8 protein-coding genes are annotated in these 21,780 nt (G+C 37.0%); 6 read left to right on the top strand and 2 right to left on the bottom strand.

The window, feature by feature from the left end; translation table 11 throughout:
• Window positions 1-419 precede the first annotated feature (419 nt).
• The 3 genes from EMTOL_RS11350 to EMTOL_RS11340 all read left to right on the top strand — a co-directional run bounded on the left by EMTOL_RS11350 (window position 420) and on the right by EMTOL_RS11340 (window position 14,880).
• A complete protein-coding gene (locus EMTOL_RS11350) occupies window positions 420-10,889 on the top strand; it encodes a T9SS C-terminal target domain-containing protein (RefSeq protein ID WP_015029429.1) in 10,470 nt (3,489 codons plus the stop codon).
• A gap of 250 nt (window positions 10,890-11,139) precedes the next feature.
• Window positions 11,140-12,171 (top strand): PorP/SprF family type IX secretion system membrane protein, encoded by a 1,032-nt coding sequence (locus EMTOL_RS11345; RefSeq protein ID WP_041693532.1) that lies wholly within the window; start codon window positions 11,140-11,142, stop codon window positions 12,169-12,171.
• Window positions 12,172-12,375: 204 nt separating this feature from the next.
• Window positions 12,376-14,880: an OmpA family protein gene (locus EMTOL_RS11340; protein ID WP_015029427.1), complete on the top strand. Its 2,505-nt coding sequence runs from the start codon at window positions 12,376-12,378 to the stop codon at window positions 14,878-14,880.
• A gap of 88 nt (window positions 14,881-14,968) precedes the next feature.
• Here the strand turns inward: EMTOL_RS11340 and EMTOL_RS11335 are convergent, their stop codons facing one another.
• The gene (locus EMTOL_RS11335) at window positions 14,969-15,283 is read right to left on the bottom strand and encodes a single-stranded DNA-binding protein (RefSeq protein WP_015029426.1); all 315 of its coding nucleotides are present in this window, start codon (window positions 15,281-15,283) and stop codon (window positions 14,969-14,971) included.
• Between the two features lie 192 nt (window positions 15,284-15,475).
• Window positions 15,476-16,309 (bottom strand): IS5 family transposase, encoded by an 834-nt coding sequence (locus EMTOL_RS11330; RefSeq protein WP_015027236.1) that lies wholly within the window; start codon window positions 16,307-16,309, stop codon window positions 15,476-15,478.
• 139 nt (window positions 16,310-16,448) lie between these two features.
• On the opposite strand from EMTOL_RS11330, the gene EMTOL_RS11325 reads away from it, so the two are divergent.
• The 3 genes from EMTOL_RS11325 to EMTOL_RS11315 all read left to right on the top strand — a co-directional run bounded on the left by EMTOL_RS11325 (window position 16,449) and on the right by EMTOL_RS11315 (window position 21,761).
• On the top strand, window positions 16,449-16,814 hold the full coding sequence (locus EMTOL_RS11325) for a DUF2116 family Zn-ribbon domain-containing protein (protein WP_015029425.1): 366 nt from the start codon (window positions 16,449-16,451) through the stop codon (window positions 16,812-16,814).
• Window positions 16,815-16,896: 82 nt separating this feature from the next.
• Window positions 16,897-17,283 (top strand): hypothetical protein, encoded by a 387-nt coding sequence (locus EMTOL_RS11320; protein WP_052315377.1) that lies wholly within the window; start codon window positions 16,897-16,899, stop codon window positions 17,281-17,283.
• A gap of 140 nt (window positions 17,284-17,423) precedes the next feature.
• Entirely contained in the window at window positions 17,424-21,761 is a 4,338-nt protein-coding gene (locus EMTOL_RS11315) for a CusA/CzcA family heavy metal efflux RND transporter (protein ID WP_015029423.1), read from the top strand.
• The last annotated feature ends 19 nt before the right edge of the window (window positions 21,762-21,780 follow it).

Below are 21,780 nucleotides of genomic sequence, written 5' to 3'. Positions count from 1 at the left end.
CGCCCAAACGGGTGTTTTGTATTATTGTAAGTACTTCAAATAATGCAAAGTGTAATGATAAGTACTTACATTTTAGGCAATAAATTACTTGAAATTCAAACCCAATTCTTCAAAAAAAATCCTAAAGGATAATCTCTTGATTTTGTGATTTTTTTATCTAATTTCACAAAATGGAAATTTTGTTTAAAAATCCTACCACGCTTTTACTTTTTTTAAACACCCTTCACCACCACATTCCTGAAATAATCGCTATTTTGCGGTGTTTTTAAGATAATGATACCTTTTAAAAAGAACTGGCACAGTTTTGGATATGCTTTAGATGATAATTCTAATACGCCTTAATCTCTGCTCAAAATAAAAGTTCGTACGTGCTGTTACAATTTTTTTTGAGCATTTTATTACGTGTAAAAAACTTGCCAATGAAATACAATTTTACAAAACGTGCAATCCAAGCTCAATTAAAGTGGAATGGATTAAACAAATCAAATACAGGCACAAAAGTGTTTGCATTTGTACAAAAAATTGTCCGCATGATAAATCTACTTTTCAAATCAAAAAGTAGTCAATCTAGAGAAGAGATATCTAAACAAATTGAAACGAACAAAGGCGACGAATATATCTTTTCAGAAAATAGTTTGCAAGAGTATTTTTCATACACGTACCATTTACCAAAAAGTAAAAATAACACAAAAATCGTCACTGAATTAGTGCAAAATCAGGAATTTATTATGCAAAACTTATCCTTCAACAATAGTTCAAGCACCAAAATGTACTGCTTAGGTAGTCAATTTGATGCCAAGTTGAATCAATGGATACCTTCATTAACTCCCATTTCAACTGCAAGTGACGACTGTAAACAAAATCCATTTTTCAAGGGTTTTGCAACACTTATTTTTTTGGTATTGTTCAATATAATTGGGGTATCAGCTCAAACCATAGACTTATCACTTAGCCAAACTATCAGTAAATCTTTACCTACAGTTGGTGAAAGTATTAAGTACACACTTTGGTTGAAAAATGCAGGCCCAACAACGGCTAGCTCAATTGTAGTACAAGATAATTTCCCTATTTATGGTGCGGTTTTAAATTCTCATACAGGAGGACTTAATTTCACTTATAATGCTCTCAGTGGAGTTGGCAAGTGGAGTGTAGCAAGTTTAGCAGCCGGTGATTCAACTAAATTAGAAATTAACGCCACCGTTACTCAACAAGGTGTTTTCTTCAACCTAGCAGAAGTTTTCTCAACTGCCAATGGACAAACAGATTTTGATTCAACTCCCAATAATTCAAAACTCAATGAAGATGATATAGCTTCGACATGTTTTTCAGTACCTCTATACTGGTATCCGGGAGAAGAATATACCGTTTCTATTCCCGCCCCTTTCAGGTACGGAACAAACATTAAATGGTTTAATGGAAGCACCCAAATAACATCTGGCTCGACAGTAGCAGTTGTAAACCAAGATTCATCTCTGACCATCAAAAGGCCAGGGGTTTTTAGTTTTACAACAAATGTATCTAACTGTCCTGCACTAGGGTGTTGCTCAATTCAAGTTGTCGAAGGACCTTACGGAAGTATCGGTGACTATGTATTTACAGATAGTAATGCAGATGGTATTCAGAATATTAGCGATACTCCATTATCAGGAATTAAAGTCTATTTACTTAATTCGCTTGGCGTAAAGCTTGATTCTACAATTACTAATGCTCAAGGTAAATACCTATTTGATAGCTTATTAACTAATACCTACAAAATTAAATTTGCGATTCCTACTGGAAAGGAAGTAACCATTAAGGGTGCAGGAAGTGACAAAACTAAAGATAATGATTCTAATCCTGATGGCACTACCGATGCTATTTCTATTAACACATCACTAGGAATTAATGACATTGGCCGTAATAATACCACTATTGATGCAGGTTTTAAAGCAAGCTATGGTTCGATTGGAGATTTTATTTGGAATGACTCTAACAATAATGGTTTACAAGATACTGGAGAAGCAGGTGTAAGTGGTATTATCATTGAACTTTATGCTGCGGATAATGTTGGTTTACCGCTTGGTTCTCCAATGAAAACGGATACAACTGATGCGAATGGCAAATATTTATTTGATAATTTACAAGCGGGGGTTTACGTTGTGAAAGTTGTGACAAGCTCAATACCAGCCAATTTACAACTTTCCTCTAAACAAGATATTGGAGCAAATGATACAATTGATAGCGACTTTAACCCTACTACAGGCCTATCGGATAAGATTGTCATAGATATTATATCTACAAAAAACGTTTTGTATATAGATGGAGCACTATTTAGTAATCTTGGTTCGATTGGAGATTTTGTTTGGAAAGACACCAATAATAACGGATTACAAGATATTGGAGAATTAGGTGTGAAGGGAGTAAAAGTTGACCTTTATACTGCTGACATTAATGGTAATCCAAGCAGTCTAATTAATACAACAACAACTAATTCGGATGGCTATTATTTATTTACAAATCTCCCTAAAGGAAATTATTTAGTTCGAATCATAGCAAGTACTCTACCTGCTAATTGTCAAATTTCGACAAAGCCAAATGCTGGCGACGACACCAAGGATAGTGACTTTAATCCAACTACAGGTTATTCTTCAAAAATAAGTATTGACCCTTCAGTAGCTGAATTAAAAGACAATTCAACGATTGATGCCGCCATATATACTCCTGCTGTGTGCTCTGAACTTATAGTTAGCACTTCGAATAGTGATATTTGCTCAGGAGATACCACTTATATCAAAGGAACTGTTTCAGGTGGTGGAAACATAAAGTGGTATTTAGTTCCTACTGGTGGTACTGCAATTGCAACAGTTAACAACGGAACTAATTATGCCGTATTTCCAACGACAACTACAGTTTATTATGCAGAATATACAAATGTTCCAGAAGGATGTTTAAATACTCGCCAGCCAGTTGTAGTTACAGTAAATACCCGCCCAGCGACACCAAGTTGTATATGTGCTCTTGATATATGTAACAATACAACAATAAATCTAAATAATTATATAGTAAATGGTGCTACAACTCCTGGAGGCTCTTTCGAATGGCACGTTAATGCCAACCCAAATTCGCCGCTAGTATCAACCCCTACTGCAGTTGGAGCTGGTTCGTACTATTTATTTGAGAAATCTGGTGCTGGTTGTTATAGTAATCCTACTGTTTTGAAGATAGTTGCCAAAAGTTGTGATAAACAAATTGACCTAAGTTTAATTAAATCTGTTGATAATACTACACCAAATGTAGGTGATATTATAAGTTTTGTCATTAAAGTAACCAATGCGGGCCCTGAGATAGCAACTGATGTTGAAGTGATGGATGAACTTCCAACAGGTTTACAATTTGTTTCAAGTGCATTCTTTACCAATAATGCGGGAGTATTAACCACATCAATCTCAAATATCGCTAAAAATCAAACTATTACTTTAACCTATTTAGCTAAGGTTATAGGCTCTGCTGCAATGACCAATTTTGCACAGGTTTCGAAAGCAACAGAAAAAGATATTGATTCTACACCTGGTAACGGCAAAACTACTGACGAAGATGATGACGATAAAGTTATTATTACCCCTAAGGGAGTTGTAGAATTTGCTAACTTAAGTCTAGAAAAATTTGTGAGTAATACTACTCCTGCCCAAGGAGAACAAATAAAATATACTGTTCAAATTACAAATAACGGCCCTTCAAATGCTACAAATGTAGAGGTAACTGATATTGTACCTGCTGGTTTGCAGGTAGTGAGTGCTACGGGTGGCGATGCTATTTCTACAGTTAGTAATACTGTGGTGGCTAAATTTAACCAAATAGGAGTTGGTCAAACTGTTTCATTCCAAATTGTGACTAAAATAACTGCCACCAGTGGAACAATTAAAAACTGGGTTCAGGTTACAAAATCTGACCAAAAAGACCCTAATTCAACACCAAATAATGGCATTGATAAAAACGAGGATGATGACGATGATGTAGATATATCAATCAAAGTTGCTATTTGTAATCCAACTACACCACTTATTGCTTGTGCAAATCCTTATATATGTGCAGGAGAAAGTGTATCAATCGAAGCAATCGGCTGTAACGGAACTGTTATTTGGTCGGATGGAAAAACTGGCAATGCAATAACTGTCAACCCAACATCAACTACTACCTATACAGCACAATGCCAGCTTTATGAGAACTGTATTAGTGGTAAATCTAATCCTGTTCAAGTAGTTGTTAACGTTATTTCGGCACCACTGATTACCTCTAACTCAACTACAAATCAAATTTGTAATGGTGGAAATATTACACTGACAGCTAACAATTGTACCGGAACAATCAAATGGTCAACAGGAGCAACCACTCCTGCTATAACAGTATCACCTTCAACAACAACCAGCTACACAGCAACCTGTACAAAAGGGACTTGCGTAAGTGGAAAATCAAACATAATTACTGTAACTGTTGGTACAACTACTACTCCTCCGACAATTGTGGCAAGTAGTACTTCTATTTGTGCGGGGCAATCAGTAACTCTTACAGCTTCTAACTGCAATGGCACAATCCTTTGGTCTAATGGTGCTACCACTTCAAGCATTACCGTTACGCCAACAAATACTAGCTCATATTCGGCAGTTTGTAAGGTTGGGCAATGTACAAGTAATGCTTCTAATAATATCACCGTAAATGTGGGAATAACGCCTACTCCTACTATTATTGCTAGCAAAAGTACTATCTGTGCTGGAGAAAGCGTATTACTTACGGCTTCTAATTGCAATGGTACAATCCTTTGGTCTAATGGTGCTACCGCTTCAAACATTACTGTTACTCCTACAAACACAAGTTCATACTCGGCAGTTTGTAAGGTTGGACAATGTACAAGCAACGCTTCTAATAATGTCACCGTAAATGTAGGAGTAGCTCCTACCCCTACGATTACTGCTAGCAAAGATGCTATCTGTGCTGGAGAAAGCGTAATACTTACGGCTTCTAATTGCAATGGTACAATCCTTTGGTCTAATGGTGCTACCACTTCAAACATTACTATTACTCCTACAAATACAACCACTTATGAAGTAACTTGTACTCTGAGTAATTGTAGTGGAAAGGCTTCTAAAACCATTACAACTACACCAAAACCAGAAACGCCAATTGTTACTTGTGGTAAGGAAAAAATCTGTCCAGGCGAATCCTTAACATTTACAGCTCACGGATGCCAAGGGACTGTTATTTGGTCTAACGGTGCGTCAGGAAGTACTATGGTTGTAGCACCAACCGTAACGACTACTTATACTGCGATATGTACTATCAACGGATGCTCTAGTAATCCATCTAAAGATGCTGTTATTACTGTGAGTTTACCAACACCTCCAACAATTACTTCAACAGCTGATAGTGTTTGTGCAGGTGACTCAGTGGTATTGAGCGTGACAAATTGCGATGGCAGTATTTTATGGAATACTGGTTCGACTTCGGGAACAATTTCTACTTCACCAACCGTACCTACAACATATACAGTCAAATGTATTGTCGGAATCTGCGAAAGCTCTGCTTCAAAAACTATCTATATTGGAGGCCAAACACCAACAGTACCGCAAATTTTCGCAAATAAAACTTCTGTATGCGGCAACGAAACTGCCATAATTATTGCAACTGGTTGTTCGAATGGCGTTGTATTATGGAGTAACGGTGCAACTGGTTCAACTATTACAGTCCCAATCGGTACATATACTGCTATTTGTAAAACCTCTTGTGGTTCAAGTATCAACTCTAATCCAGTTACCATTCAAGCCACAACTATTAATCCTCCAGTTATTACATCTTCAACAACCAGCCTATGTGAACCTGGACAAGTAACTTTAACTGCAACTGGATGTATAGGAACAGTGGTTTGGTCAAATACAAATACAGGTACAAGTATATCTGTAAATGTGGCCAGTACCACCACCTTCTCTGCAGCCTGTATGACTGTCAATTGTGATAGTGGTAAATCTAATGATATTACTATAACTGTTGGAAAACCAAATAAACTAACAATTAGCTCAGATAAAACAACTGTTTGTGCAGGTGATATGGTAGTCTTAACGGCGACAAGCTGCGAAGGAAGTACAGTTTGGTCGAATGGTCTTACAGGCACTACTATTACGGTAACGCCAAGTAATACAACTGATTATACAGCAGTTTGTAAGGTATCACAGGGAGGTTGTACGAGTGAGCTTTCTAATAAAATAACCATTACAGTAACATCTCAACCAGACTCCCCGGTAATTACTTGCTCAGCTTCAAGAATCTGTAAAGGTGATACCCTCACACTTAATGCATTAGGATGCAGTGGCACAATCTTCTGGTCAAATGGCCAGACTTCATCAATAATTAATGTCAATCCATCTGAAACAACTATTTATACGGCAACTTGTAAAGTTGGTTCTTGCGAATCAGCACCTTCGGCTGCCGCTACAATTACGGTAGGCAACCCGGTTCCTCCAATTGTTACATGTAAAAACACACAGATATGCGGGGGTGGAAGTACACAAATTGAGGCATCTGGTTGTATTGGTACGGTAAAATGGTCTGACGGGCAGATAGGGGCAGTAATAACTGTTTCTCCAACTACACTCACAAGCTACTGGGCTATCTGTGATGCAGGTAGATGTCAAAGCGATAAATCAAACGTCATTACTGTCCAAGTTACGGGTGCTGGTTTAACCAAACCTAACACCAAAGACCTCGTCAATATTTGTCCTTATACTACTGTTGACCTAACCACGGGCGTAACAAGCCCAGCTTCATCACAAGGGGGAATATTTGTATTCCGTACAGGAAGTACTTATGGTTCACCTGCAGTCATAACCCCATCGGCAGTAGGAACAGGTACATACTATGTATTTGAGAAATCAGGAAATGGCTGCTATAGCACAGGAGCCAAGATTAATGTGAATATTACAGACTGCCAAAGCTCTGTGAATTGTGCAACTAATCCAGCAACTGCTAAAGCGGGCAAAGATACCACACTCTGTTTAAAAGAAGATTATTTCAATCTTACTGGCCAAATTGGTGGTTCGGCTACAAGTGCGAAATGGACAACTGACGGAAAAGGGACATTTGATAATTCTCTTAGTTTAAATACTAAGTATAATTTTTCAAGTGAAGATATAGTGAAAGGAAGCGTGAAGTTTACTCTTACTACTAATGACCCTGATGATAATGGCTCTTGTGTTGCTGCTACTTCTAGCTTCATCGTTTCTATCAATAGCGTTACGACTATCCCAACCATTATATCTAATAAATCGCCTAATATTTGCTTTGGCGACTCAGTTGTCTTGACAACCACAAGCATAGGTTCATATAAATGGAGTAATGGTTTAACAACCCAAAGTATTACGGTAAAAACACCAGGGCGTTATAGCTTAAAAAGCATAAATAATGCTGGCTGTGCATCTCTTAGCTCAAACGAGATTGTTGTAAAACTTAGTGATGCGATTGTAAGTCCAACAGTTACGGCTCTTACAAAAAATATTTGTCCGTCAACAACTGCAAGTTTGATAAATGCTATTACGAGCCAACCTCAGACAACAGGTGGAATATTTGAATTTCATACTGGTAGCAACCCTGGCAGTCCTATAATACCTAATGCTTCAGCCGTAAGTACAGGACAATATTATGCATTCGAGAAAAGTTCAATAGGTTGTTATAGTCTAAGTGCTCCGATTACAGTATCAATTGACCAATGTAATATCACAACTGATACCTCAAAAGTTGATGTAAGCGTAGAAATTGTTGGCTCTCGTTCTGAACTGAATATTGGAGACCCAGTGTCATATACAATTAAAGTTACCAATAATAGTACAGTTAAAACAGCTACAAATATCAATGTAGTGAATGTACTTCCTAAAGGCCTAACAATTACCTCATCAACTCCAGGCTTTACAGCTTTCGGTAGTGATTCTTTATTAAGTATTATTGGTAGCCTACCAGCAGGTACAAGCAAAATATATACCTATGAAGCCAAAACAACAAAAGCTGGCAAAATTATTAATACAGCAAAAATTACTAAACTTGACCAAGTCGAGCAAATTTTGAGTAATAATATAAGTCAATGGACAGTTGAATGTAAGACGTGTCAAGAAGTATGTATTGGTACAGCTTTATCAGCAGATACTACTCGCCAATCAAACGGTAGCTATAATATTACATTCAAAGTACTATTAGAGACTTGTGGTAATGTGAAACTAGAAGGTGTTAAAGTTACTGAAAACCTAGCTAGTATGTTCCCATTGCCTACAACCTACACAATTATACAAAAACCAGCAGCGGGCTTAGGAAGTAAATTACAAACCAATGATAGTTTCAATGGCTCAACCGATATCAATCTAACAATTCCTGAAGGAAGTATTGTAGAAGTAGGTAAAATAGATACCATTAAATTTGTAATCAATGTAGTTCCTAATGGTAAAGAAGGACCTTTCCTCACTAATGCTTACGTAGAAGGAATCGGAAATACTTCTTTCGGCATACCACAGGTTGCTTCAGATTACTCAAATAATGGTAAAGTTGTCGTAAAAGAAAGTGCAGAACCTACGGCAGTTCGCTTCTATAAATCTCCAAGCATTGGTCTTGCGAAGTCATTATCAGATACTACTAAGAAATCAAATGGTTCTTATGATATAACATATAAATTACTCGTGAAAAATAATGGCTCACTACTTCTAAATAATGTTGTACTGAGAGATACCCTCACTAAGGTATTTAAAGCTCCTGCGACCTTCACAGTAGTGGCTACTCCAAGCAAAAATGCTGCAAGTAACTTATTATTGAATAGTGCATTTAATGGGTCAACTGATACAAGATTGACATTACCTGGAAGTACCTTGGCAGTAGGGCAAACCGATACCTTGAAGTTCACTGTAAATTTAAAACCTGATACACTTAAAACCTTTGCTAATACAGCGGTAGTTTCGGGTACAGGTACTTTAACTTCGGGTACTACCGAAACGGTAACTGATTTGTCAAATACAGGTCTAAACCCTGATGCTCCAGGAACTAACCCAACAAACTTAAATATAGATACAAAAGATAGCAGTTTAACAGAAGCTCCATGCATAGGCGTTGCTCTATACGTGAAAGATACTATTCGCCAAGCAGATAATAGCTACAATATCATTTATAAAGCAATTATTAAAAACTGTGGTAATATTATTCTGAACAATATTCAGGTTTGTGATACACTTTCAAAAACATTTACTTCGCCAGCCGTAGCTAAATTAGTCGGTAAGCCAACTGTTAATTTAGGTAGTTTACTAAAAGTCGACACTGCTTATAATGGTATAAGTCAAACCTGTATGCTACTTAGTACAAGTCAACTCGTACCAAATAAAATTGATACCCTCACGTGGATAGTCAATGTGAATCTCAATAATAATAAGGGGCCATTTAGAAATACTGTTATCGTAACAGCCAAAACTCCAAGTGGTAAAAATATAAGCGACACTTCGAATTCGGGTATAGACCCAAATCCTGTCGGTAATACTCCAACTGTAATCAATTTTAATAACTTACCTGGGGCAATCATAGGTATCTCGAAAAGTGTAAGTAACCCAATTTTAGTTGAAGGAACAAGTAATACTTATGATGTAACATTTACGTTCAAAGTGAAAAACTATGGAAAAGTAGCATTCACAGGCGTACAAGTACAGGATAATCTAAGTGTAGTATTTGGTGATAGCGTAAAAATTGACTCTGTAAAAGTAACAGCAAGTGAAGGCTTTACAGCAAATACACATTATACAGGGCGTGGAAGCTTAATTAACCTTTTAGTTGATTCATTAAGTACATTAGCCGTAAATACCGAAAAGAGTATTACTCTGTTTATACGCTTAACTAATTCGTCAAGTAAGTCAACCTATGAAAACTATGCATTGGCTATTGGACAATATCCAGACAATAAATTTGTAGATGATTTATCAAACACAGGAATTAACCCTGACCCTGACAATAATGGTGACCCTCGTAATAATAGTATTGGCACTCCAGTTATCATAGGTGGTAGCGGAGGTCCTATTTTAAATACAACCTTAGGTATAGCGAAATCAGCCAAAGTTGATAGTCTCAAAAATGCCGATGGTAGTTATAATGTAGCCTATACAATTATCGTGAAAAACTATAGCACAAAGACCTTCACTAATGTACAATTAAGTGATAGTTTGGGTAAAGTATTTGCTGATAGTGCCGAATTTGTAGTTGTTGGTAAACCAATTTTAAATAAGGGAAGTCAACTAAAAGTCGATTCAACTTTTAATGGTAGAACCATAACAACAATGCTTATTGCTGAAAATAGTTCATTAGCGGCGGGGGCATCAGATACCCTCAGCTTCAACCTCAGATTATTAAGTTCGAAAAAAGGGGATGCCACATATTCAAATAGTGTTACGGGTTCGGCTAATGATGGTACCTCTGACCTTAAAGATATATCACAATCAGGTTTGAACCCAGACCCTGATGGTGATAATAACCCTGGCAATAATAATCAACCTACTGATATTACTATCAAGGGTGAAACTGCCATTTCAGATACAACAAACCGTGGTGTTATTCCTCAAGCCTTTTCTCCAAACGGTGATGGTAAAAATGATTTATTCATTATTAAAGGCATTAATGGAAACGCAAATGCGAAAGCTGAAATCTCTATTTATAATAGATGGGGACAATTAATTTATCAAAATTCTGATTTTGGTCAAGTTGAAGGTTGGAATGGCGAATCAAATACTGGCATTATTATCGGTGGAAAAGGAGCTGGAGTACCCGATGGCACATATTTCATCCACGTACAAGCAGATGGGTTCTGGGAAAATAAGCCTCAGATAAAGTATATCACGATTGTTCGTTAATTCTTCAAATCTAATAATTCCCTGATTGAATTTCAGGGAATTATTAAATATAAAACGGTAAGCAATTATACCAATTTTAGAAGATTTTTTTTGCTTAAAGTACGAAAGTCGATCACAAGCAAAAAAAACTATATTGCAAAATTTTTATATAACTTTGTTATACTATTGAGTGTAAAAATATTTAAACGGCTACATTCCTCAAAGAATGAGCGTATTATGTCACTATATCTTTACTATTTAATTAGGTGAAATGATGAAAAATTTTACAAACCTGAAAAACAGGTTAGCTGCTCTACTACTCTGGGGAGTATTACTGATAAGCTACCAAACTTTTGCTCAACAGGAGGCAATGTTCTCCCAGTACATGTTTAATACCTTAGCTATCAACCCTGCCTACGCGGGAAGTCGCGACGTACTAAGCCTCACCACTCTTGGTCGTTATCAATGGATGGGTGTTGAAGGTGCTCCTAAAACCTTCACTTTTACAATGGATACACCCATTAAAAATGAAAAAATGGGTATCGGCCTTCAAGTAACCCGTGATGAAGTTGGTCTTCAAAAAAATACGGGTGTTCATTTCACTTACTCTTATCGTGTGAAAGTTGGCCCACGTTCTACTTTGGCATTTGGCGTTCAAGGAGGGGCGACAAACGTCAGATGGGCATTATCTGATGTGAGCAATTTAACTAACCCAACCGATTATGTATTCTCTGGCTCACAAGACATCAATAATATTCTTCCAAACTTTGGAGGTGGCCTCTACCTAAGTAATGATAAAGGCTATATTGGGGTTTCATGTCCACAGATTATGCAAAACAAATTATCCAACTTCAACTTACCTGACTCATCAGGCAAAGCATCTGTTGGGAAAACACGTCGCCACTATTTCTTGATGATGGGCTTTGTAATCGGAAAAGGTTCTTTTAAAGTAAAACCTTCTACTATGGTTCGATATACGCAAGGTGCACCTCTTGGCTTCGACGGAAATATCAACTTTTGGATTAAAGATAAAATTTCCTTTGGCGTTTCTGGTCGTATATCTCAGTTTCAAGCCATGGGTCAAGATTCAAAAAGTCTATTTGATGCAGCCATCGGGATGTTAGAGTTACAACTTACACCTCAATTCAGAATCGGGTATGCTTATGATTTTACGAGTAATAAGCTAAATGATGTTACCAAAACTGGATTTAATCGCCTAGTTGGTATTCCAACGCACGAGTTAATGCTCCGCTATGAATTTGGTTTTGGCAAAAGTAAAATCCTTACTCCTCGCTATTTCTAAAAATTTATTAATGGTTATGTCTGCTATGCAACTGAGTTGGTACGAAGGTTGCATAGAAACTTTGTACATATCTATCAAAAATTAAACACTAATTTTTCTTTCAATTAGTTCTTTTATAAAACTAATGATGGTTTTTGTTGTCAAAATCCATAACGAAAGAATGTAAATATTAGAAATTCGTAATGAATTTTAAATTCTAATAAAATGATTGTTAGGAAAAAAATCATAGGAGCTTTAGTCATAGCAATAGCAACGGCCTTACTGGGTGGAAATGTTATGGCACAAGAATCCCTAGTAAAAACAGGTGAGCACCATTATGAGAGCTTATCATTTCTCAAAGCTATTGATGCCTTCGAAGCTGCTCTCAAGAAAAAAGGCCTTACTGACCAACAAAAATTAGCAGCTAAAATTAAGCTTGCTGATAGCTATTCTAAGGTAAAAGATACTCAGAATGCAGAGCGTGTCTATGCCGATATTATCAAGACATCTGGCGAGTTATCTGGCGAAAACACCATTATTTGCCTCAAATATGCCCAAACACTTGCTAGTAATGGAAAATATCGTGAAGCACAGGAAATGTACGATAAATATACTCGTAAAGTTGAAGACGACCCACGTGGAAAAGGATTCTCAAAACTTTACAATGATGTGAGTGTACTCTCCAAAAATGCAACTTGCTATAAAGTTGATTATTTATCAATCAATACTAATGCAGCAGATTTTTCACCATCATACTACAAAAATGGATTAGTCTTCGTCTCAAACCGTTATAATACCGTCGGTGTACGACGAGTATTTAACTGGAATGAAACCCCCTTCCTCGATTTATTCTTTTTAGATGATGTTTCGGCAATCGGTGGGCAACCAGCTGGACTAGGCACTGGAAGTACCGAATTAAAAACATCACGAAAACGAAGTAGTCGTAGTGGAGGTGTAGTGGGTTCAGATGAGTACACGGCTCCTACTGCCAATGATAGCCGAACGCTAGGCTCTTATGGTGGTCTAAACGTAATGGCTGGGATGGGTTATGGCGACCGACCAGTGACAGAATCAGAGCGTTTTAGTGGTTCAATTAATTCAAAGTATCATGAGGGGCCTGCAGCCTTTTTTAAAGACGCTTCAAGAGTCATTTTCACTCGTAATAACTTTAATAATGGTAAGATAAAACGTAGTTCAGATGGTATCAATAAATTAAAATTGTACATTGGTGAGGCAGCCAAAGATGGTTGGAAAAATATCAAAGAATTACCTTTCAATAGTGATGAATATTCGACTGGCCACCCTGCTCTATCGCCTGATGAAAAACTTCTTTTCTTCGCATCTGATATGCCCGGTGGTTTTGGTGGAACTGATATCTACGTCTCTCGTTACGATGGTAGTAGCTGGTCGGCTCCAATCAACTTAGGGAAATCTGTCAATACAAAGGGTAATGAAATGTTTCCGTTTGTTGATGAAAAAGGAAATCTTTACTTCTCTTCAGATGGCCATGCTGGTCTGGGTGATTTAGATATTTTCTTTGTGCAGATGGATGGTACAAGCTCGAAAGGTAGAACCATTAATCTTGGTTCACCAATCAATTCAAGTAAAGACGATTTCGGTATCGTTACCGACGCTCTTCGTAAATCAGGTTATTTTAGTTCAAACCGTAAACGTGGTGGTGCCGATGATGATATTTACAAGTTTGACCGTGAATGTGAAATTAAAGAAGGTTGTGACCTTATTATTGCTATTTATGATGCAGAAACAAAAATGCCACTCGATAACGCTAAAATTGTTTACGAAGATAAAGATGGTAGTATAAAAGAGAAGCTTAGCGATGCCGATGGAAGTGTGAAACTCGAAGGACTAGACCAAGACGTAGAGTTTGTCTTCCGAACTACTCGCGATGGTTACAGTGCCAATACCGTAAGTTACTCAACTAAAGATTGTGACAATGAGGCATCTCGCTTAGAAATCCCAATGAGTCGCCCAAAAACAGGAACAGACTCTACTTCTTCGGCACAAAAAGGCTATGCAGGAGAAACACCTACTCAAAGCAAACAAACAACAAGTGGCTCTAATACTAATACTGCTGGAGCGAACACTTGTATTATCAAAGGCCGTGTAATGGCTCAAAGTACAAATAAACCACTTGATAAAGTATTAGTAACCTTACGCAACGAATGTGATGGCTCTACTCAAACAGCCACTACTGATGCTTCTGGAAATTATGCATTTACTGTAGCCGAAGGTTGTGATTATACAATAGAAGGTTCGAAAGATAATCTTGGTTCAAAAGGTAAACGCATACGGAAACTAAATTGTAAGAAAGGTGATGTGACTGCCGATGTATTTATGTTTGGAACTGGCGATATTGTTCAAGTAGATAATATTTACTTCGATTATGGTAAATGTAACCTACGCCCCGATGCCCGTGCAGAATTGGATAAGCTAGTAACCATGATGCGTAAATATCCAAAAATGCGTATAGAGCTTCGAGCTCATACTGATAGCCGTTCAGAATCAGATTTTAATCAAAAAATTTCTGAAGGTAGAGCAAAAGCCTCAGCCAATTATTTATTCAAACGTGGTATCAGTCGTAGCCGTGTAGAATATGCAGGTTATGGAGAAACCATGCCAGTAAATGGTTGTGTTGATGGCGTAGAATGTACCGAAGAGCAACATGCTCAAAACCGACGTACAGAGATAAAAATCTTACAAATGAATTAATTCTAGCTACTCAAAAAATAGAAAAGTCACCTTATTTACTCAAGGTGACTTTTTTGTTTGATTTAGTAGATTTAGTAAAAGAAAAGGCTTATTGTTCTTCGCTCACTTTATAAGCAATTATTTCGGTGATATAAACTGTCTTATTTTCTTTATTCACATAATTGCGGTAATTAAGCTTACCTTCAATTTGCACACGCTTACCTTTACTAATTAAATCATTACACACATCGGCTATTTTCCCCCACGCCACTACGTTGTGCCACGTAGTATTTTTCACATCTTCATTTTGTTTGTTTTTATAGCTTTCAGTAGTCGCTAAGCTAAAAGAGGCTTTTTTACCATTTTCAAAAGTTAATAAATTTAGGTCGCTACCTACGTTTCCGATTAATTTTACTGAGTTCATATTACGTTCCGTTTTAATGATGAATGGATGTCTGATTGTTTGACACTGCAAAGTTGCACCCGTTTCTCCCCCCTACTCGGTTGATAATCATTTATATACAAATAAAAACATTTGTAACCGCTTGTAAACGGATAATGATTTTGTATATTTATGAAGAATTAATAAAGAAGCATATAATGAACTTGTTTAGGATTAACTTTTATATTTAATTTTTCGTAAAAAACGAACTGAGAATGCCAATAAATTTAAAGCCACCCAGTTAATTGCTTTCGTTTCAAACCTGACAAGTAATGCTTTGAAACTATCCATCCAAGCATTAGCGTGCTCAATGAGTACTCGTCGTTTGTATAACTCTTCATCAAAATGCTGATATTCAGTAGATTGATTTTCTATTTTGTTATTTCGAGAATTAACATCAATATTGGCTTCAATTTCTTTATTTTTACAAATTTGACGAAATTCTTTGCTATCGAATCCAGCATCAGCATTTAGAAAAAGGCCTCTGAGATTAATTCCTGCTTTTATGAGCATTTGACACAGTTCTTCAAAGAGTTCCTGAATATTATAAAGGTCGTTGTGTTTTCCTTCTTGTGGGCTGGCACATGCCAACATTTGTCCCTGATTATCAGCTAAAAAGAGCAAATTAGTTGTTTTTGATGCTTTTCGACCTTGATACCCAACAGCTTCACCTCCACGTTTGGCAAGTGTATGACTACCATCAAGTTGGATACAAGATAAGTCTAAATATGAATAGTTTGATGCTAAAATATTTATCCAAACTTTTGTCCAAGAGCCGTCCTTGACCCATTCATTAAAGTGATAATAGACTCCTTGCCATGTTAAAACCTTATTATTAAAAAATTGCTTTACTGGCAGTTGACGCCATTGACAACCTGTTTTCAAACGATATAAAATTGCTGAAACAATAGCTGTCAACTGTTCTATTTCACACTCTTTTCCACGTAAACCAATACTTAAATTTGGTAATATATATTGTTCAATCGTATTTTTACTCAAGATTTCCACTGTAGGTCTTTTTGATGATTCGCACCACAAAATTCAACCTATTTTGGGAATCTTTTTATAATACTAAACAACCTCAATCTAAAATGTAGCATATTTATAATGTGCTGTAAATCAAGTATAAATAAAAAACTACTAAATCATGCCTCAAAAACAATGTTTAGAATGTGGAGAACCAATTATTGGAAGGTCAGATAAAAAGTTTTGTTCGGACTTATGCCGCAATGCCTACAACAACAAAATAAATGCTGATGCCAATAACTACGTTCGAAATATCAACAACGCACTTCGAAGGAATCGTAAGATTTTAGAGGATATTTGTCGAGATGATAAAAATAAAACCACACGCAATACCTTACTCGAACGTGGATTTGACTTTAATCTTTTTACAAGCATTCGCACCACACAAAAAGGTTCGACCTATTACTTTGTGTATGAATTCGGCTATCTACAACTCGATAATGATTTTTATTTAATTGTAAAAGACCAGAAAGCAAAAACCGATTAGCTCTGATTTAAACTCAATCTAAATTACTCCGATTTTGGTAATAAAAGAACTTTTTTCTTCGATTTATTATTACTTTTATATCGTGAAAGCAACTATTTCGAAATTATTAATCGTTATCTACCTTCTAACCGCAACTGAAGCAAGCCAGTTGCTCAAATTTCCGTTGCTGTTTTCACACTTCACCGAACACCAAGAAAAAGACCCAAGTATGTCATTCGGTGAGTTTTTGTATCACCACTATGCCCTTGACCACGCCGATGATGGTGATGCTGCTACTGATAATAAACTCCCGTTTAAATCGCATGACCACTGCTCATCGACATTTGTTTTCCCGATAAGTATTTTTCATACGATTCAACTATCTCATATTAAAGTAATTATCTCTGAAAAGAAAGACATCTTTTTTGCTTCTTCGGGTAGCATTCTATCAGCCTACCTTTCTTCTATTTGGCAACCACCCAAATATTAATTTTACCTGATATACATTCAGTCGAAACTTCGACTCATTACTTCTCTATTGGGGCAATAATTGCCATAATTGAGTTATACTTTCATAAAATTAAGCTACAAAGGACTTAGTCTCGTAGCATTTACTAATATTTCAATACCATGCTAAATTCAATCATTGGGTTTGCTATTCGCAACAAACTCATTATTGGGCTTTTTACACTTGCACTCATAGGCTACGGTAGCTATGAGGTGACAAAATTGCCCATTGATGCAGTACCAGATATTACCAATAACCAAGTTCAAGTAATTACTGTTGCCCCTTCTTTTGGAGCAACTGATATCGAACGCTTGGTAACTTTTCCAATCGAGCAGGCTAACAATAATATTCACGGTCTTTTAGAAATCAGAAGTTTTTCACGATTTGGTCTTTCACTCGTTACAATAGTTTTCGACGACGAAACCGATATTTATTGGGCGAGGCAGCAAGTAGCAGAACGGCTACAAAAAGTACAAAGTCAAATACCCGCAGGCATTGGAGTTCCAGAACTTGGGCCAGTCTCAACAGGTTTAGGCGAAATCTATCAATATGTGGTGCGGCCAAAAGAAGGTTATGAATCTAAATATGATGCCACTTCTCTACGTACGATTCAGGATTGGATTGTTCGCCGTCAGCTTTTGGGAGTAAAAGGAGTAGCCGAAGTAAGTAGTTTTGGGGGGAAACTTAAACAATTTTCAATCGAAATTGACCCACACAAGCTACAAGCCACTGGTATTACCATTGATGATGTATTTAAAGCATTAGAAAACAATAATCAGAATACAGGTGGAGCTTACATTGAAAAAGGTTCAACAGCACTATTTATTAGAACCGAGGGCTTAATTGGTAGTATTGAAGATATAGAAAATATTGCTATCAAAAGCTTAGGCGGCGGCACCCCACTCTTTATCAGAGATGTGGCCGAAATTAAAATTGGCCATGCCACACGATTCGGAGCGATGACTTTCAATGATAAAGGAGAAGTAGCTGGTGCAGTAGTGATGATGCTTAAAGGTGCCAATAGTAGCGAGGTAATAAAGAACGTAAAAGAGCGAGTAGCACAAATTCAGAAGACACTTCCTGAAGGTGTGTTGATTGAACCTTTCCTCGACCGAACCAAAATGGTAAATAATGCCATTGGAACTGTTGAAAAAAATCTCTTAGAAGGTGCCTTAATCGTAATATTCGTTTTAGTTTTATTTCTAGGAAATTTCCGTGCTGGTATCTTGGTTGCTTCAGTCATTCCGCTTTCGATGCTCTTTGCAATCATCATGATGAATTTGTTTGGCGTAAGTGGCAACCTAATGAGTTTAGGAGCTCTTGATTTTGGTTTGATTGTCGATGGAGCGGTTATTATCGTTGAATCAGTCATGCACTTATTGGCGGGTAAACACGCACTCGGGCGGGCCAATTATACACAAGCCGAAATGGACGAAATGACAGAGAAATCGGCTGGTAAAATGATGAATAGTGCAGTATTCGGGCAAGTAATCATCTTGGTTGTTTATTTACCGATTTTCACACTTCAAGGTATCGAAGGTAAAATGTTCAAGCCAATGGCACAAACGGTTGCTTTCGCCTTGTTAGGGGCATTTATTCTATCGCTTACTTATATTCCGATGATGAGTTCGATTGTATTAAGCAAGAAAACCAAACACGAACCTAATATCTCAGACAGACTCATGGCTAAAATAGAGCATGCCTACCAGTCTGCTCTTAATTGGGTGCTTAATTTCCCAAAAGTCATTTTAGGAGCAACTATTGGACTTTTTGTTTTAGCTATTATTGTTCTATCTACACTTGGTGGAGAATTTATCCCAGCACTCGAAGAAGGTGATTTTGCCGTAGAAACACGCGTACTTACTGGCAGTAATTTGAGCACAACCATCGAAAATACCCAAAAAACAGCACATATTCTCAAAACTCGTTTTCCAGAAGTTGAGAAAGTCGTAACTAAAATTGGTAGTGGCGAGGTTCCAACCGACCCTATGCCTATGGATGCTTGCGATATGATGGTGATTTTGAAAGATAAAAGCGAGTGGACATCGGCCAAAACATTCGATGAATTGGCCGAAAAAATGACGAAAGAATTGTCGGAAGTCCCTGGGGTAACAGTCGGTTTCCAATATCCAGTTCAAATGCGTTTTAATGAACTCATGACTGGTGCAAGACAAGATGTAGTATGCAAGATTTTTGGTGAAGACCTTGACACCCTTACTAAATATGCTCATCAATTAGGTGAAATTATTAATACAGTTGAAGGAGCTAAAAACCTTTACGTGGAAACTGTTTCGGGCATGCCACAGGTACTAATCGAATATAAACGTAATATGATTGCCCAATATAATCTGAGTGTTGCAGATATCAATAGGGTTGTAAATACGGCATTAGCTGGCCAAAGTACAGGATTAGTTTTTGAAGGAGAAAAACGTTTCGATTTAGTAGTTAGATTAGCAGGTGACCAAAAGAAGAATTTAGAAGACATTCAGAATTTACTAATTCCAACACCTAACGGTACTCAAATTGCTCTTTCGCAACTAGCCGATGTAGCTATCAAAGATGGACCTAACCAAATTCAAAGAGAAGATGCCAAACGCAGAATTGTGGTAGGCTTTAATGTGAGAGGACGAGATGTACAAAGTATCGTAACCGAACTTCAAGGCAAAGTAGATAAGAAAATTCGTTTCTCTGCTGGCTACTATGTTACTTATGGTGGAGCTTTCGAAAACCTCAATGCTGCTAAACAACGCCTCATGATTGCGGTTCCAGTATCATTGATTCTGATTTTCTTGTTGCTTTTCTTTGCTTTCAATTCCATCAAACATGGATTGCTTATTTATTCGGCTATTCCGCTCTCGGCTATTGGTGGTATATTCTTCTTGGCTCTTCGTGGCCTTCCATTTAGTATTAGTGCGGGGGTTGGTTTCATTGCTTTATTTGGTGTAGCCGTTTTGAATGGAATTGTATTAATTGCCGAATTCAACCGAATTAAACACGATGGTGAACATGACCTTCGGAAAGTTGTACTTGAGGGAACAAATCTCCGCCTTCGTCCGGTATTGATGACAGCCTTTGTTGCTTCTTTAGGTTTCTTACCAATGGCACTTAGCAATGGAGCAGGAGCTGAAGTACAACGTCCACTTGCCACGGTAGTTATCGGTGGATTATTAATTGCCACTTTCTTAACGCTCTTCGTTTTACCGATTCTCTACATGGTTTTTGAAGGCACAACCAAAGTAATTTCGCCAAAAGCAACCATCATCGTATTGCTCCTATTGGCGGGTGCTTCTGCCAATGCACAAAAACCTGTAAGTTTAGAGTCTGCGGTAGAAATAGCTTTAAAAAATAATCTTTCGGTAAAAAACGAAAAAATAAAAGCTGAATATCAGAAAAGCCTCATTAATACTGCTAAGATGATTCCAACAACTAATATTGCTGCGGAAGTTGGACAAATTAATAGTATTTATTTAGACTCAAGACTAAGTTTGGGGCAAACACTAAGTTTCCCAAAGGTGTATGAAAGCCAAAAAAATTACTATAACGAACTTTGGAAAAGTAGCACATTGAGCATAGCACTGACTGAACATGAGTTAAAGAAACAAGTTGGACAAGTATATTATCACTGGGTATATCTCCAACAAAAGCGTCAATTACTACAATTTGCAGATAGTTTATATAAGGCATTTCTTAATCGAGCAGAATTAAGGTTTGCAAAAGGAGAAAGTAATATTTTAGAGAAGGTAACTGCCGAAAATCAACTAGGACAAATCAATGTTCAGTTAAAACAAGTGGAAGATGATGAAGCCTTAACCAGACTTCGTTTTCAATACTTACTCAATTCAGCAGAGAATTTTGTTCCAGCCAATAATTCATACAAACTATCACTGAAAAATCAGCCGATTATTGATGTCTTAAAAGAACACCCAAGTTTAAAATTTCTGAGCCAGCAACAGCAAATTGCCGATGCTGCCATAGATATAGAAAAAAAGAAACTGCTACCTACCCTTTCGATGGTTTATAACAATGGAAGTATTCGAGGAACAGGGGCTGACAATGTAGTGTATAATGGTTGGTATCGCTTTCAATCTGTTCAAGTAGGCATGGGTATTCCCATTTTTGCAACAGCCCAAAAAGCTAAAATTAATAGCGAAAAAGTGAATAAACTTGTGGCCGAAAGTAATTATGAAGTTGGTTTGCAAACACTCAATAATGCCTATCTTACAGCACTTGGAGAATATAATAAATTCACGAAAACGGTAGAGTATTATGAAAAAACCGCTTTAAATAACGCCAATATAATCAATGGTACGGCTCAGCAACAGTTGATAAATGGTAGTATTAATTACCTCGAATGGGTGACACTTACCAATCAGGCAACAACTATTCGGAATGATTATATTGAGGCTATCAGGAATCTCAATCAAAGCATTATTCAGATTAATTCATTGACGCAATATTAATAAGTTATCAGTGGTTATG

The sequence above is a fragment of the Emticicia oligotrophica DSM 17448 genome (genome assembly GCF_000263195.1).
Lineage (GTDB): Bacteria > Bacteroidota > Bacteroidia > Cytophagales > Spirosomataceae > Emticicia > Emticicia oligotrophica.
Note: the sequence above shows the minus strand (reverse complement) of the source record. Positions and strands in the feature narration are given on the sequence as shown.